This is a genomic window from Allomuricauda sp. ARW1Y1 (assembly GCF_013407935.1).
Classification (GTDB): Bacteria; Bacteroidota; Bacteroidia; order Flavobacteriales; family Flavobacteriaceae; genus Flagellimonas.
This window is the reverse complement of sequence record NZ_JACBZU010000001.1, coordinates 42,270-57,856: the sequence shown is the minus strand read 5'-3', so window position 1 is coordinate 57,856 and position 15,587 is coordinate 42,270. Positions and strand designations below refer to the sequence as shown.

The 15,587-nt window shown below is 43.1% G+C and carries 13 protein-coding genes; 6 read left to right on the top strand and 7 right to left on the bottom strand.

Going from position 1 to position 15,587, the window contains the following annotated elements; all coding sequences use genetic code 11:
* Both GGE08_RS00275 and glpK read right to left on the bottom strand, forming a co-directional pair.
* Positions 1-729 carry an MIP/aquaporin family protein gene (locus GGE08_RS00275; protein ID WP_179382923.1) on the bottom strand — a complete coding sequence of 243 codons (729 nt, stop codon included), beginning with the start codon at positions 727-729 and terminating at the stop codon, positions 1-3.
* A 38-nt stretch (positions 730-767) separates the two neighbouring features.
* Positions 768-2,264 carry a glycerol kinase GlpK gene (gene glpK, locus GGE08_RS00270; RefSeq protein ID WP_179382922.1) on the bottom strand — a complete coding sequence of 499 codons (1,497 nt, stop codon included), beginning with the start codon at positions 2,262-2,264 and terminating at the stop codon, positions 768-770.
* A 61-nt stretch (positions 2,265-2,325) separates the two neighbouring features.
* Between glpK and GGE08_RS00265 the strand changes: the two genes are divergently transcribed.
* A complete protein-coding gene (locus GGE08_RS00265; RefSeq protein ID WP_179382921.1) occupies positions 2,326-2,865 on the top strand; it encodes a DUF1697 domain-containing protein in 540 nt (179 codons plus the stop codon).
* Here the strand turns inward: GGE08_RS00265 and GGE08_RS00260 are convergent.
* Complete coding sequence (locus tag GGE08_RS00260) at positions 2,862-3,335, bottom strand: TspO/MBR family protein (protein WP_179382920.1); 474 nt, start codon at positions 3,333-3,335, stop codon at positions 2,862-2,864. The two genes, GGE08_RS00265 and GGE08_RS00260, sit on opposite strands and share 4 nt — an antisense overlap.
* Positions 3,336-3,426: 91 nt before the next feature.
* Between GGE08_RS00260 and mvaD the strand changes: the two genes are divergently transcribed.
* The 4 genes from mvaD (at position 3,427) to GGE08_RS00240 (ending at position 7,445) form a co-directional block, all read left to right on the top strand.
* On the top strand, positions 3,427-4,512 hold the full coding sequence (mvaD, locus tag GGE08_RS00255; RefSeq protein ID WP_179382919.1) for a diphosphomevalonate decarboxylase: 1,086 nt from the start codon (positions 3,427-3,429) through the stop codon (positions 4,510-4,512).
* Positions 4,513-4,653: 141 nt separating this feature from the next.
* The gene (locus tag GGE08_RS00250) at positions 4,654-5,592 is read left to right on the top strand and encodes a mevalonate kinase (RefSeq protein WP_179382918.1); all 939 of its coding nucleotides are present in this window, start codon (positions 4,654-4,656) and stop codon (positions 5,590-5,592) included.
* Between the two features lie 10 nt (positions 5,593-5,602).
* Positions 5,603-6,508, top strand: a complete 906-nt coding sequence (locus GGE08_RS00245) for a geranylgeranylglycerol-phosphate geranylgeranyltransferase (RefSeq protein ID WP_179382917.1) — start codon at positions 5,603-5,605, stop codon at positions 6,506-6,508.
* Between the two features lie 94 nt (positions 6,509-6,602).
* On the top strand, positions 6,603-7,445 hold the full coding sequence (locus GGE08_RS00240; RefSeq protein ID WP_179382916.1) for a pseudouridine synthase: 843 nt from the start codon (positions 6,603-6,605) through the stop codon (positions 7,443-7,445).
* A 123-nt stretch (positions 7,446-7,568) separates the two neighbouring features.
* Here the strand turns inward: GGE08_RS00240 and GGE08_RS00235 are convergent, their stop codons facing one another.
* The 4 genes from GGE08_RS00235 to GGE08_RS00220 all read right to left on the bottom strand — a co-directional run bounded on the left by GGE08_RS00235 (position 7,569) and on the right by GGE08_RS00220 (position 13,235).
* The gene (locus GGE08_RS00235; RefSeq protein WP_179382915.1) at positions 7,569-9,341 is read right to left on the bottom strand and encodes an erythromycin esterase family protein; all 1,773 of its coding nucleotides are present in this window, start codon (positions 9,339-9,341) and stop codon (positions 7,569-7,571) included.
* Positions 9,342-9,545: 204 nt separating this feature from the next.
* On the bottom strand, positions 9,546-9,971 hold the full coding sequence (locus tag GGE08_RS00230; protein WP_179382914.1) for a hypothetical protein: 426 nt from the start codon (positions 9,969-9,971) through the stop codon (positions 9,546-9,548).
* Positions 9,972-10,092: 121 nt separating this feature from the next.
* Positions 10,093-12,282, bottom strand: a complete 2,190-nt coding sequence (locus tag GGE08_RS00225) for a DUF5916 domain-containing protein (RefSeq protein WP_179382913.1) — start codon at positions 12,280-12,282, stop codon at positions 10,093-10,095.
* Positions 12,283-12,395: 113 nt separating this feature from the next.
* Positions 12,396-13,235 (bottom strand): DUF5694 domain-containing protein, encoded by an 840-nt coding sequence (locus GGE08_RS00220; protein ID WP_179382912.1) that lies wholly within the window; start codon positions 13,233-13,235, stop codon positions 12,396-12,398.
* Between the two features lie 274 nt (positions 13,236-13,509).
* Between GGE08_RS00220 and GGE08_RS00215 the strand changes: the two genes are divergently transcribed.
* Entirely contained in the window at positions 13,510-15,549 is a 2,040-nt protein-coding gene (locus tag GGE08_RS00215) for a T9SS type A sorting domain-containing protein (RefSeq protein ID WP_179382911.1), read from the top strand.
* Positions 15,550-15,587 lie beyond the last annotated feature (38 nt).

Genomic DNA, 15,587 nt, shown 5'->3' with positions numbered 1-15,587 from the left:
TTATTGCAAGAGCATGGCTACCCAAGCGGCTATCACCCCTCCCAGAATAGGTCCCGCTACGGGAATCCATGCATAGCCCCAACCATTGGAACCTTTATTTTTTAACGGCAAGAGCGCATGCACAATGCGCGGACCCAAATCACGTGCCGGGTTGATGGCATAGCCAGTGGTGCCCCCCAACGACAATCCAATGCCCCATACAATGAGGGATACCGGCAAAGCTCCCAAGGAACCGAGTCCGATGATTTCATTGTTGGTGGAGATGACCGCATCCGTAAAATAGAGAACGGAAAAAACGAGCACAAAGGTGCCCAAGATTTCCGAAAACAGATTGATGCCCGTGTTGGGAATGGCAGGAGCGGTACAAAATACGCCTCTTTTGGTACCGCCATCCTCGGTGGCATCAAAATGGTCCTTGTTTACGAGCCACACGCAAAATGCAGCGAACATGGCACCGATAAATTGGGCCAGGATATAGCTGGGTACTTCGCTCCAAGGAAATTCACCGGCTGCAGCAAGTCCAAAACTTACCGCTGGGTTAATGTGCGCTCCGCTGTATGGTCCTGCGACCACAACGCCAGTGTACACAGCAAAGGCCCATCCAGTGGTGATCACGATCCAACCGGAGCCATTACCGTAGGTTTTTTGTAGGGAAACATTGGCATTTACGCCCAATCCCAGTACCATCAATAAAAAAGTACCTACGATCTCAGAAATAAAAGGAGTCATATGCTAGGAATGTTAGTGTTTGTTTGGTTTTGACAAGATTACGGATTTTCTGTCCAATATTCGAGCGCTTTTATGGCCCTGTACCACCCTTTGATGCCTTCATCAATGGCTTTTCGCTCTTTGGTGGGGTTGAAATGTACATCGGTTTCCCAGATATTTTGGATTTCTTCTGGACTTTCCCAATACCCAACGGCCAATCCGGCCAAATAAGCGGCCCCCATTACCGTAGTCTCCACAATTTTGGGACGAACCGTAACCGTATTCAATACATCGGCCTGAAACTGCATCAACATATCGTTTACGGTGGCCCCACCATCCACGCGGAGTTCCTGTATCGAAATGCCCGAATCCGCCTCCATGGCCTTTAGGATATCCATGGTCTGGTAGGCGATGGATTCCAATGCCGCCCTGGCAATATGGGCATCGGTACTACCGCGAGTGAGCCCAAAAATGGTTCCTTGTGCCTTTTGGTTCCAATGGGGAGCTCCCAAACCAGCAAAGGCGGGAACAAAAATGACGCCATCCGAACTTTCCACGGAACTTGCCAATTTCTCGACTTCGGAAGAGGTTTTGATGATGTTCAAACTATCCCGCAACCACTGCACAACGGCTCCGGCGATAAATATGCTACCTTCAAGCGCGTAGGTGGTTTTCCCATTGATTTTCCATGCGACCGTGGTCAAAAGATTGTTTTCGGAGACAATCGGTTGGTCCCCGATGTTCATCAACATAAAACATCCCGTGCCATATGTGTTTTTGACCATGCCCTGCTGGGTACACATTTGCCCAAAAAGTGCAGCCTGTTGGTCACCGGCAATCCCTGCAATCGGTATTTTGGTAGCGAAAAGGCTGCCACTGGTATGCCCGTACACCTCGCTGGACTGTTTTACTTCGGGAAGCATGCTTTTGGGAATCGTCAACAGTTCCAACAATTCATCGTCCCAGTCCATCGTATTGATGTTGAAGAGCATGGAACGACAAGCATTGGTTACATCGGTGATATGTAGTTCGCCATCCGTCATTTTCCAAATGAGCCAAGTATCGATGGTACCCAAAACCAAATCCCCTGCTTCAGCTTTTTCCCTGGCTCCAGAGACATTGTCCAAAATCCATTTGACCTTGGTGCCCGAAAAATAGGAATCGATTACGAGTCCCGTTTTTTCACGGATGAGTTTTGATTTTCCAGCTTTTTTTAGCTCATCGCAATAATCTGCGGTGCGCTTGTCCTGCCAAACAATGGCATTGTAGACCGGCTCACCGGTATTTCTGTCCCACACTACCACAGTTTCCCGCTGATTGGTAATGCCAATGGCAGCCAGTTGGGAGGCTTTGATGCCCTTTTTGCTCACGGCTTCGGCCGCCATTCCGGCTTGGGTGGACCAAATTTCATCGGGGTCGTGTTCCACCCACCCAGGTTTGGGGAATAGTTGTGTGAATTCTTTTTGTGCTACGGAGATGATGGTTCCCTTTTTATCGAAGACTACGGCACGGGAACTGGTGGTGCCTTGGTCCAAAGCCAGGATATATTGATTCATTTTGTTAATTTAAGTGCGTTTCAATTTACTAAAATAAATTTGGCTATCACATCGGTTTAACATGGCGGACACATTCATAGCATTGCTCAGGGGTATCAACGTAAGCGGTCAAAAAAAGATAAAAATGGCCGAACTGAGGGCTGTTTTGGAGGATGCGGGGCTTCAAAACGTAACAACCTACATCCAAAGCGGGAACCTTGTTTTTGATAGCGAAGTGTCACAAACAAAGACACTTCAAGAGCTTATCAATTCAACAATTGTGAAGCATTTTGGTTTTGAGGTGCCTACGTTAGTGGTTCAGAGGGCTGAAATCCAGCAAGTTCTGGAGGACAATCCTTTTTTGGATTCGACTGAGAGCAACAAATTGTACTATGTGTTGCTTCAACAACGCCCGAAGGAGGAATTCATAAAGAAATTCCATCAACTCAATTTTGAGCACGAGGATTTCCATATCACCGATAGCTGTGTTTATCTGCAATGTAAAAAGGGATACGGCAAGGCCAAACTCAACAATAATTTAATCGAACGAAAATTGCAGGTGCAGGCCACCACAAGAAATGACCGTACCTTACGAAAGCTGTTGGAGCTCTCCGCTAGTTAATTCAGTTCCCAGATTTTATAGTTCAATGCAGAGGCAAAAGCCACCCACAGGACGTAGGGGACGAGCAGGTAGGCCGCTGGTTTGCTGATCACCCTGAACCATTTAATGGTAAGAATGATCATGGTGAGCAGGGCGAGAATCACGATCATGCCCCCGAGCGGATTTTTAAGCCCGAAGAATACAATACTCCACAGGGCATTCAACAAAAGCTGAAACACAAAATGGTACAATGCCGTTTTTACCCAGATATGGTGATACCCCTTGGACCAAACAATACCAGCAGCTACCCCCATCATAATGTACAATGCGGTCCAAACCGGGGCAAACAGATAATTGGGTGGGGTAAAGGAAGGCTTGTCCAGCGTAAGGTACCAATCGTTTACCGAGCTTTGGGTGGCAATACTCGAAAGGAATCCTATGGCTAGGCAAACCAGAACGCTTACAGTGATGTAAAGGACTCTTTTTTTCATGATTGGAGCAACTTCGACTAAAATAAGAATTTATTTCAATCCGATTTACAGTAAGTTTGTGACAATATTGTACATCTAACAAGCATTTCCCATGACGGAACAAGACTTTTTGCCCCATCCGTACCAACAATTCCCGGAAAAGGACAAAGTAACCTGGAAAGCTCCCAGTAATATCGCCCTGGTGAAATATTGGGGCAAAAAACCGGTGCAATTGCCGGCCAATCCTTCCATAAGTTTCACGTTGGACAACTGCGCTACCACTACCTCGCTCTCGTTTACAAAAAAGGAAAAGGAGGATGCCATTTCCTTTGACCTCTTTTTTGAGGGCAAGCCAAAAGAAGATTTTAAACCCAAAATCCAAACATTTTTAGAGCGAATTGAGAAGTATGTTCCATTTGTAAATGAATATCATTTTACCATAGAAACCTCCAATTCCTTTCCGCACAGTAGTGGTATAGCCTCTTCTGCCAGTGGTATGGCCGCCCTATCGCTCTGCTTGATGGATGTGGAAAAACAATTAAATCCAGATTTGGATGAGGCTGTGTTTTATCAAAAAGCGTCCTATTTGGCCCGTCTGGGCTCAGGGAGTGCTTGTCGCAGCATAAAAGGTCATTTGGTGCAATGGGGACAACATGCCAACATACCCAACAGTTCGGATTTGTACGGGCTGGAATATCCTTTTGAGGTACATCCCGATTTTAAAGGGTATTGTGATACCATTTTGTTGGTGCACAAAGGACAAAAACAGGTGAGCAGCACCGTGGGGCATCAATTGATGCACGGTCACCCTTACGCCACAAACCGATTTCAACAGGCATTTGATCATCTGGACCAACTACAACCTATTTTGAAAAATGGGGATGTGGACGATTTTATCAAACTGGTGGAAAGCGAGGCACTCACCTTGCATGCCATGATGATGACAAGTATGCCCTACTTTATGTTGATGAAACCGGATACGTTGGAAATCATCCAGAAAATCTGGCACTACCGCGAAGAGACAAAAACCCCGGTATGCTTCACACTTGATGCTGGGGCCAATGTACATTTGCTCTACCCTTCATCCGAAAAGGCCAAGGTACAAGCGTTTATCAAAGACAATTTGGCCCAACATTGTGAAAACGGACAATACATCCACGATCAAGTGGGAGCGGGAGCGATTAAAATAAAGGGTTAAAAATGAACAGCTAAGGCGTTTTTTTACGTTATTTGCCAAGGTTTTAGACCAACGGGAACATGGTTTTATGGATAAAATCGATTTGTTTATCGATATTTATTAAACATTAAACAAAAAATGTTTGTATCTTAGTTGTAGTATATGAAAGGTCCACTATTTTATTCCAAGATATTATTGTTCGGGGAGTACGGCATTATCAAAGACTCCAAAGGGCTATCCATACCCTACAATTTCTTCAAGGGTGCCTTAAAATGGGACAAGAACAATTCCCAAATGGCCCAAGAATCGAACAAGAGCTTGAAGGCTTACGCAGAATACCTAAAGGTGTTGGAGATGAAGGAGGAAGGTTTGGTATCGTTCGATATTGAAGCCTTGGAGAAAGATGTAGCCGAAGGGATGTACTTTGACAGTTCCATTCCGCAAGGCTATGGCATTGGTAGTAGTGGTGCTTTAGTGGCTGCCATTTACGACCGCTATGCTACGGACAAAATCACCGTCTTGGAAAATTTGACCCGTGAAAAATTACTTCAGTTGAAGAAAATTTTTGGGAAGATGGAATCTTTCTTCCACGGTAAATCATCAGGATTGGACCCGTTGAACAGTTATTTGAGCCTGCCTATCCTTATTAATTCCAAGGACAACATCGAATCCACCAGTATCCCTTCGCAAAACACCGAGGGAAAAGGTGCAGTGTTCTTGTTGGATAGCGGTATGACTGGCGAAACCGCACCCATGGTGCAACTCTTTATGGAAAACATGAAGCAGGAAGGTTTCCGTAATATGATCAAAAATCAGTTCATCAAACATACCGATGCCTGCGTGGAGGACTTCTTGAACGGCAACATTAAATCGCTGTTCGGAAACCTAAAGCAATTGTCACACGTGGTGTTCGACAACTTCAAACCCATGATTCCCGCCAAGTTCCATCAACTTTGGCAAAAGGGTATCGAAACCAATGATTATTACCTCAAACTCTGTGGTTCTGGCGGTGGTGGTTATATTTTGGGCTTTACCCAAGATCTGGAAAAGGCCAAAAAAGCCCTTGAAGGCCATACTTTGGAAGTAGTGTACAACTTCTAATAGCAAAACCATGCTTAGTAGAAAAAACAAACTCCTGCTTTTTAAGCTGTTGAGTCTGTTTTCCGTGGTCCGAGGCTACAACATCTTGGTCATTACCTTGGCGCAATACTTGGCCTCCATTTATATTCTGGCGCCCGATATTCCGTTGCGGGATGTCGTCTTTGACCTAAATCTGTTCCTGATTGTCACCGCTTCGGCACTCACCATAGCCAGTGGGTACATCATCAATAATTTTTATGATGCGGAAAAGGATTTGATCAACAAGCCCACCAAAAGTATGTTGGACCGTTTGGTGAGCCAGCGTTTTAAGCTATCCACCTATTTTGTGCTCAACTTTATGGCCGTTTTTGCGGCCAGTTACATTTCGTTCAAGGCGGTACTGTTTTTTTCTGCCTATATTTTTGGTATTTGGATTTATTCGCACAAGCTCAAGCGGATACCGCTGATCGGTAATTTGGTGTCTTCCACTTTGGCGATTGCCCCGTTTTTTGTGGTGTTCGTGTACTATCAGAACTTTCAAACGGTGATTTTTGTGCATGCCCTTTTCTTGTTTTTACTGATTTTGGCCCGGGAAATGATCAAGGACCTCGAAAATATGGCGGGCGACTTGGCCCAGAACTACAGGACCATTCCCATTATCTACGGACCCAAGGTTTCCAAAGCCATTATCTCCTTTTTGATTGTACTGACCTTGGTGCCTTCATTGCTTTTGATCAATACCTTCGATGTGGGCTATATGTACTTCTATTTTTCGGCCTGTGTAGTGCTGTTGATTTTATTTTTAGCCTTGCTGTGGAAAGCCAATGGCAAAAAGCATTATGTGTGGCTGCACAACATCATCAAGTTGATTATTGTGGTAGGCGTTTTCAGTATTCTATTGATTGATGTGGATGTGGTGCTGAACCGAATTTTGTAACAAGATTTCAAGTTGGTACGAAAGGTTTCAGAATTGTAACCATAATCCAACTTTGGGCATGTAAAAAGATTACCTTTGCCAAAAATTACGACTGATGGCGAAATCAGACAGCAACAGGGGCAAAAGGCCCTCGAAAAACTACAAGGGCGGGGACAACAAAAGACCACAGGGGAAACCTTTTACGCCCAAACAACGTCCAAGTACACCAAAGAAAAAATCCAATCCCGACGAGATTCGATTGAACCGGTACATTGCCAACGCGGGTATCTGTTCCCGAAGGGAAGCGGACACCTATATTGCGGCAGGTAACGTTACGGTAAATGGCAAACCGGTGACCGAAATGGGCTATAAGGTGAAGCGATCGGACGATGTGCGCTTTGATGGCAAACGCCTTAGTCTGGAAAAGAAAGAGTACATATTGCTGAACAAGCCCAAGAACTTTATCACCACGACCAGTGATGAAAAGGGCCGCCGTACGGTAATGGAACTCATTTCGAGTGCCTCGAACAACCGTTTGTTGCCCGTAGGCCGTTTGGACCGAAATACCACGGGTCTGTTGCTCTTTACCAACGATGGTGACCTTACCAAAAAATTGACGCACCCCAAGCACAACGTACGCAAGATTTATCATGTGCATCTGGATAACAACCTGAATTTGGGCGATTTGCACAAAATTGAAGCGGGATTGGAGTTAGAGGATGGCCTTATCACCGTGGATAGTGTGAGCTACATCCAAGGTGCACCAAAACGCGAAGTGGGCGTGGAGATCCACAGTGGGCGCAACCGTATTGTGCGACGCATTTTTGAACACTTGGGCTATACCGTGACCAAATTGGACCGGGTGGTCTTTGCTGGACTCACCAAAAAGGACTTACCTCGCGGCCATTGGCGTTACCTGACCGAACAGGAGGTGATTAATTTGAAGAATATTAAATAATTGGTTTTTAGGTAAAGGGCATTCTTGCACTTTTCGTGTTTGGCTATTAAGAGGATAACATATCGAAATTGGCCTAAAGTGACTTGTTTTCTGACTCAGTTCTTTATTGACAACTGCCCTTTTTTATTCAAAAATTGGTGTTGTTGCATTTGTTTGTTTTATAAATATGAGACAATCAAAATCTTTAATTAGAGGAAGAAAGTAAATATCCTCCTCGCTTTCCTTTGAGTAACCGATAAATTTTGTCGGACCAATAATCTTATCCGTGTCGAGTTCATTCGTCAGATCGGACATATCAGCAACAAACGAATTGCCATTTTCTGACAGGGCATTTTCCCAAAACAAGCCCTCTATAGGTTGAAAAGGCGCTGTTTTCAGTTTTTCGGTATAGTTATGGTCGCCGTTAATGAATTTTTCGTCTATGTATGAATAGTCGCCATTTAGTGTTGTAAGTCCAATGGTATAATAATCTTCACCAAATTCCTTTTTTAAATCACGCCCCATTATTCCTATCTCGTTATCTGTAATGATTTCATTCGAAATATGTGCGTTGTGCGCCCATACAATAATCTTTTCATCTGATTCTTTAGCCAAGAATGAAATTCTATCGGCCATTATTTCATCTCTGCTTTGGAGAGGTTTTTTGTTTTTAATGTTGACATAGTTGATATACGTATTTTTTCCGTTGAATAGAATTTCCTCGATATGCTTGGTCAGGCTGTTTTTTGATTTCAAGTGATTTTCAATTGATAAAATGGTACTGTAAATCGAATTATTGATTTTAAACTCTTTTTTCAAATTGTCAGTCGACTTCTTTAAGATATTGGTTTTTAGATTTTTCAAGAGTTTATTCAGTTTGTCATCATTTACTGGGCTAACACGGTCTTTAAGTAGTTCGTAGAAAGCCCAATATGAATCGTCGCAACCCTTGAACTCAATGTTATGAACAGACCTATTATCCTTGTACCATTGCAAAAAGGATTTCATTTCTTGTGTCTGATAAATTGAAAATAGATGTTCTCGAATTAATTTGTCCAATGGTCTTGTATTCAAATCTCTGTTCAAGATTTCAATATCATCGTATGGGCTTTCCAAAACCACAAGATTGAACCCTTTTTCTTCTACCAACCTTTTTGTTATGATTTCCCTGATTTGATAAAATTCAGAGGTTCCGTGGGTGCTTTCTCCAATTGCAATAATTTTTTTGTCGCCTACTTTTTCTATCAACGAGTCTAAACTATTGCGAATGGTTTGTTCGTTGAGCAAGTCCAATGTACTAGAAGATTTAGCCAAAGCCGATTTTAGTTTGCCTGAATCGTATTTATCTAACGCCAACCTTTCGGTTTCCTTTAAAGTCTGAATGTCTTTTCCGTCGATGGTAACTTTAAAATCATCGAACCAAGCGATGCCTTTTTTACCTAAAATACCACCCACATATATGGTCTTGGCATTTTTAGGATAAGGTACCTGTATAGAATATTCCTTCCAGTCATTTGTTCCCCTAATTTTAAGACTTTGCATACTTTTAAAGGCTAGTGACCTTTTCTTCGAATAGCCATCTATTCGCATTAGAAGTCCTACATAGTATTTGACATTCTCATACTTAATTCGTCCAGATAGTTTAATGGTATCTCCAACATAATTTGCTGGTATTCTATAAGTGATGCACCCGAATTTTCCGTTTCCGTCAGAAACTACTTTTCCAGCATAGTTTCCATCACTTATTAATTCTCCGCTTAAATTTTCAAAATAACCCCATTTGAACCAACCCGTAGGCATTTTCTGTTCTTTGGGGTTAAAGTCGTCAAAGTCCAGATTGTATTTGTCTTGGGAAAAAACTGTTGATTGAAATATTAAAGCGACTAAAAAAATTGCTGGGTTTATGGTCAATTTCATAATTATGATGAATGTTTGTTTGGGTTTTAGCCAATGCCCAATGATATGAATCGTTTAAATGATTTATATTAACCGATACCGAAACGAGTTCGGCACAGGTAAGTGAAGTTAGTATTTTTGTGGCAGAAATTTTACACCAATTGACGAATGCCCTTTCTGAGTTGATCCATGCGCCGTTTGGATCAACGGATGCGTTTTTCACTGCTAATAATATTTGATTTTAATACTGCTATAACCGCCCAAACTATCGTAGCCCGACCAAATGCAGCCCCAATCGAATTCACGTTCGTTCCCGACCTGTTTCTGTAACCAAGCGTTGCACTGCTCTAAGTGTTGCATTTCCGCTTCAAAACTCCAGTCCTCCCAATCGCTTGTAATTGGAATGGGAAGCGGACTCACCAAAAGTTCCAAAACCAACAGTCGGTTGTAACTAAACCGCATCCGGAAGGTGAAAAAGGAGCGTTCCACTCTCACATTTCTAAAATGTACTTGCTGATTTTCCGCATCCACAAAGCCAATCACCTCGGGTTTGTTGCCGAAGTTCAGTTCTGCCGTTGTGGTAAAATCAATATGAGGGCCAATCTCGATACCTTCGTAAAGACACAGGGCGCCCGTTGTTTTGTCCAACATGATGTTCAACTATTTCCAATGGAATCCCGAAGGTCTAAAAAAAGATGCTAGCCCAAAGCGACCAATTGACGGATGCCCCTTTTGAGTTGACGGATGGGGCTTTTGAATTGACGGATGAGTCTTATCGATTAAACCAATAGGTAAACTTGAGCGTCAAGGACCACAAATTGCCCTCGAGCGGGGCGAGCTGTTCATTGTTGTTGAATACCAAAAAGAGGTCCGATGCAGGAGCGTATCGCCATTGCAGTCGCGAATTGATGCCAAAATTGTTGTTCTGCTCGTTGTACTGCACTAGGGTAGACCAGAACAATTTATTGGTAAAGGTGATATCTGCCTCCGTGCCCACCAACCAGAAATCCGTGGTGTACCAAGGTGCGGGTAAATCAAGGTTGTTGTAGCTGAGGTTGGCCCCCAAACTCACATAAGGCTGAAACCGATAGCCTAGTCTGGCATTTAAATTGGTGCGGTAACCACTCGCAAAATAGCGGCCCAATCGGGTCGTCATATTATAGGTGAACAAACTTTTTGGACGCGAATTGTATTGCAAATACACCCCGTTCCAGTGGTGCCGCGTATTCGTGGCCAACTGCTCTTGGCCGGTGTTGGTGGGATCAAAGGGGGCCAATAATCGAACGTATTCATTAAAGACATCAGCACTCAGGGAACTACGATCCATAAAATCGACTCGGTAGCCTACGATGGACACATAATCCGTGGCGTTAAAATTGGGGTTGAAATAATAAAAACCGGTGTATTGCGGACCATGGCTCACCACCTTGTCGCTCGCGGGCAAAAATTGATATCCTACGGAACCTTCAAACTTGAGATAGTTGTTTCGGGGCACAAAACCCACTTCCGAGGTAAAATCCTCCGAAATATATTCCTGCTGTACCCGCCAGTTCCAGTTACGGCTGCTATATTCCAAATGGGCGCCCTGGGCAATACCGTTGTAAGATGCATCGGGACCGAACGATTTCAGCATAAACACCTTTCCATTGTATTTGTTATCGGCCGAGGCCAGGTTGTATTCCAGACCCAGATTCCGGTTGTACTTGGTGTATTGCGTTTGCAAGCTATCGGCTAGGGCATTGTAGTCCAAGGATTCCTTGTTCACGAACAATAGACCGATGTTGGAACGGGAGAACACCTTTTGCTGCATGGAGAGCACTGCAAAATTCTGACTTGGCAACCCAGTTTCCTCCAATTTGTCCGTTTGCATGTTCAAAACGCCCAAACGCAAGTTGCGGTTTAGGTTGCCACTGACCCTTGCCCCTGCGATAATGGGGACGCCCAATCCAATCCTGCGCGAAAAGAACGGGCGGATTTCACTATATCCAAAACTGGCAAAGAGGTCGGCGTTTTCAAGGAAAAACTGCCGTCTTTCTGGGAAAAAGAGCTCAAAACGGGTCAAGTTGGCCACTTGGCGGTCCACTTCCACTTGTGAAAAATCAGGGTTGATGGTCAGGTCGAGGTTCAAGGAAGACGTCAGCCCCAATTTGATATCGCCCCCAACCTTAAACTCGTTATCATACGTAAGATCTTCTATGGTCGAATTGCCGGTTGTGCCCAGCACATAGGGAATAATGGAGTAGTTGAGCCCTTGTTTGGGCGGCGGATTGTCCCAGACCATGGTGCCCGTGTAGGCCAATGAAGCTGTGGGGAACTGGCGTGGTATGGGTGTCCAGCTCGATTTTTCGTTGGTGCTCAAATCCAATCGGGAAAAGTTGACGCCCCATTCGGTCACATCCTTTTCATAGCGGATGGATTTAAAGGGGATGGCCATTTCCACGACCCATTTATCTTCATAACTCTGCACTTCCGAAATCCATTTGCTGTCCCAATTCAGGTCGATGCTACCACCGTTGGACATGGTGCCGTCCCACTGTGCGCCATAGGCATTTGCTCCAAAACTAAACCCTGTGGTCTGGTTGTTGAATGGGTCCATGAACAACAAAAAATTGTCGTTGCCCCCAAAGGAAAAGTCCCTGCGAAGCGATTCCACTACGTAGGTATTACCGGGTGTTTTGTAAAAGGTGGCTAACAGGTAGAGTTGTCGGTTGTCGTACGCCATTTTCACCTCCGAAGGCTGGGTGGCTTTGCGGTCGTCCATCGGCAATACCATAAAAAAGTCCTCGGCGGCCTCTGCTTCCTGCCATGTGGTTTCATCGCCAATACCGTCAATAGTAATGGTTTCGTCCGTTTGGTACAGATGGATTTTATAGTCGGCATTCTTCTTTTGCGCAAAGGTGAGCGCACAAAAAAGCATAGCAAACGCTATGAAAACGGGGGAGGTTAGGCGGAGGTTGTTCATTGTTTGTTTAGTGCCGCAAATGTAATAATTTACTTTGTTTTTTAACAATGAAGGCCAATTGCTCCGGTTTAATTGTCAAATAACTATTTTTTTGATGGCTATGGTTGCTAGAATCAGTCTTGCAAACTACTGAACTCCACAAATTCATATTGAGGCGAAGCTTCCAACAATTGCCTTAAAATAGCAGCATGCCCGTTTCCAAAAATGACTAATATGCGTTCATCCGAACTTTTGGTGATGTTGATGAGTTTGGAAAAGATGCGCACATTGCGGTTGTACCACCAAATTGACAGATGGTCGGCGCCTTGCCCATCGCCTGTGGCTATGGAACCCGTTAAATACAAACCAAAATTGAAATTGTGTCCCTCGCGGGTGTTCATGGCCTTTATGAAATCCAAGAGATGTACCTCCTTCATTTTTTTGTCGCGGTACTCAAAATAGGTTTCGGCATAGTCCCAAAAAGGGTCCTCGACTTTCCAATCTATATTTTCCAACAATTCCCTCAAGTAAACGGAGTCCTTTTGGTAAAGATCACTGCGCAAGTCTGTCGCATCTATCCCATAAACGGAATCTAGACCAAGGTCAGCGGCGATGCGCATGCCCAATTGGTATCGCTCGTCCCGGTTGTTCCGATGTTGCCCTTGTTTGTATTCCTCGAACTTTTGCATGCTGTTCCAAGAAGGCCTTGCCTCAATGGCAATTTTTGTGGGATTGAATTTTTTGATGTAAGCCACCAGTTCTTCCAATTCCGATTTTTTGGGCTCTTTTAAAACATCGATTTTGTTTTCGTTGGCCGTTTTTACCTCGTCCAAGCCCGGAAAATTAAAATGGAAGGTACCCACGACCAGTACTTTGGTTTTTTGGGAGGGATAAAATTCGGAAGGGGATTGTAATGGAGTTTGACCAAATGAAAATGTAGTCGCTAAAACAACAAGAAAAGAAAATCGGTGCATGGTTACGGTTTTCTTTTAAGGAGTTCAAAGTGTTTGTTTTGTTACAGTTATAACCATGGCAGTAAATAATATAGTTTAAACTATTGGTTTTGGATTTGATATTTAGTGATATCATGGTGACGGTTCACAGAAATGGGTATGAGCTTTTCAGCGAATAAATATGCAAGGTAAGTGGGTTCTTTGGTCATTGAATTTTATTTACGCTAATTTGACCGATAAAATAGGACAGAATTTTTTTACATTTTTATATTGCTAGCTTCATCTAATCAGATTTATGAAACTTAAACAAATAATTTTCGGTATTTGTCTACTACAAATCTCAGTATGTAGTTCTCAGGAATTTACGAAACACACCATTGATGGTTCTCTTAAAAATGTAAGAGGCTCAAGAGTCGCGGACTTGGATAATGATGGAGACCTCGATATAGTTGCTTTACGCAAGGGAACAATTCCGGGGCCTGGTATTTCAGTTTGGTTTAATGATGGGAACGGTGATTTCGCAACGTATTTGCCAGTGCACGAAAGCAAGGAAGAATTCTTGGACGGCCATGCCGATGACATTGAGGTCATGGATGTCAATAATGACGGGTTTCTTGATATTGTTGCTGCAATTCAATTTGACAGGACAACTACTGGGGGGTTTGAATTTGAGACGCATGATTTGGCATGGTGGCCAAATAATCAAAATCAAGGGTTTGGCAATCCGATTATAATCGAAACAAACGTGGGATTACGTTCTCAGTCGATTCAACTGTTGGATGTAGACAATAATGGATTTGAGGATATTCTAACGTACAGCTTTGATTTTAATGGCAGTATTGAAGATGCCATATGGTATTGGCCCAATACGGGTTCGGGCACATTTTCTAGTAAAGAGGTGTTTTTGCAAGGAGAATATCGATATTTTGAAAAGGCCAAGGTCAATGATGACGATTTGGAAGATTTAGTCTTAGTAGAATGGTTGTCTGGAATAGCGTTGGGTATCAACAATGGTTCAACAAGTTTTGAAATTGGAACCATTTCGAATATTGGTACCGACCTATATTTCAGAATAGGACTCGGTTTCATAGACGACGATGAGGTGTTGGATATTACTGCATCTGTTTTTAATTCTCAAACCAGTTTTCTTTCTTGGTTAAAGGGCTTGGGCAACGCGGAATTTGACAACGAACAAGTCATACCATACGAATTGGATAGCAATACGGCAATGGATACGGGAATCGAAGATTTTGATGACGACGGTGATGCTGATATTGTTATAACGACATTTTCAAACAATCAACCTTCACTGCATATGTGGGAAAACCTGGGCAACGGAACTTTTGCAAGTAGAAGGACTTTAAATACCGATCAGGCCGCTGGGTACAGTATTCAAGTTGCAGATTTCGACAAAGATGGAGACAAGGATATACTGCAAACCACATCAAATGGAGTTTTTTGGTTTGAAAATAGGCTAATTGGTCTGCCAGATGATGATGATGACGGTGTTATAAACGATATCGATCTATGTCCTGGTACACCCATGGGAGCATCAGTTGATGAAAACGGATGTTCTCCAGTTCAATTGGTAGATTTAGGGGCTCAGGATATCCTGATTAAAGCGACTAGTCTTAGTTGCATAGACTCAAATGACGGCACCATTTCAATCGATTTTGTAAAAGAATATCCCTATACTGTTGAAATAACTGGCGACGAAGGATTTTCTAAATCTTATACCAATGTGCCGTATGACTTAACTTTTGTTGAAAACCAATTGAAACCTGGTACTTATCAGGTATGTGTTGGTATTACGGATGTGCCTGAATACCCGTCCAGATGTTTCTCGTTGATCATCAATAACTTGGAATCAGTTTCTACGCTAGGAAAGATAACCGTAAACAAAGACAGTAAAAAGGCTTCTATCACAGTGCAAGGGTCATCGTTGTATGTTGTACAAGTGAATGGGGTTGAATTTAGGTTTGCAACCGACTCGGAGGAGGCCCGGTCAATACAAATACCTCTGGAAAATGGAATCAACAACGTCTCAATTTCCACAGATAATGAATGTCAAGGAGTACTTAACAACACAATTTTGTTGGACAAAATAGTTTTGTTGAAAAATCTGGAAGGCCAGTATAGCTTAAATGGTCTTAAAGAAAATCAGGCCTCGATACTGAACGTATACTCTTTAGGGGGAAAGTTGCTATTTCAGAAAAAAATACCAAGAGACACCCCAATTTTTGATTTTGAATTGAATAGTCTCTCTAGTGGCTATTATATTGTAAACTTAAATTATCCAAATCAAGTTTTATCCTTTAAATTATATAAGGATTAATTTATCCAATCTAATCTTTTCCATTGGTTTTCCACTGC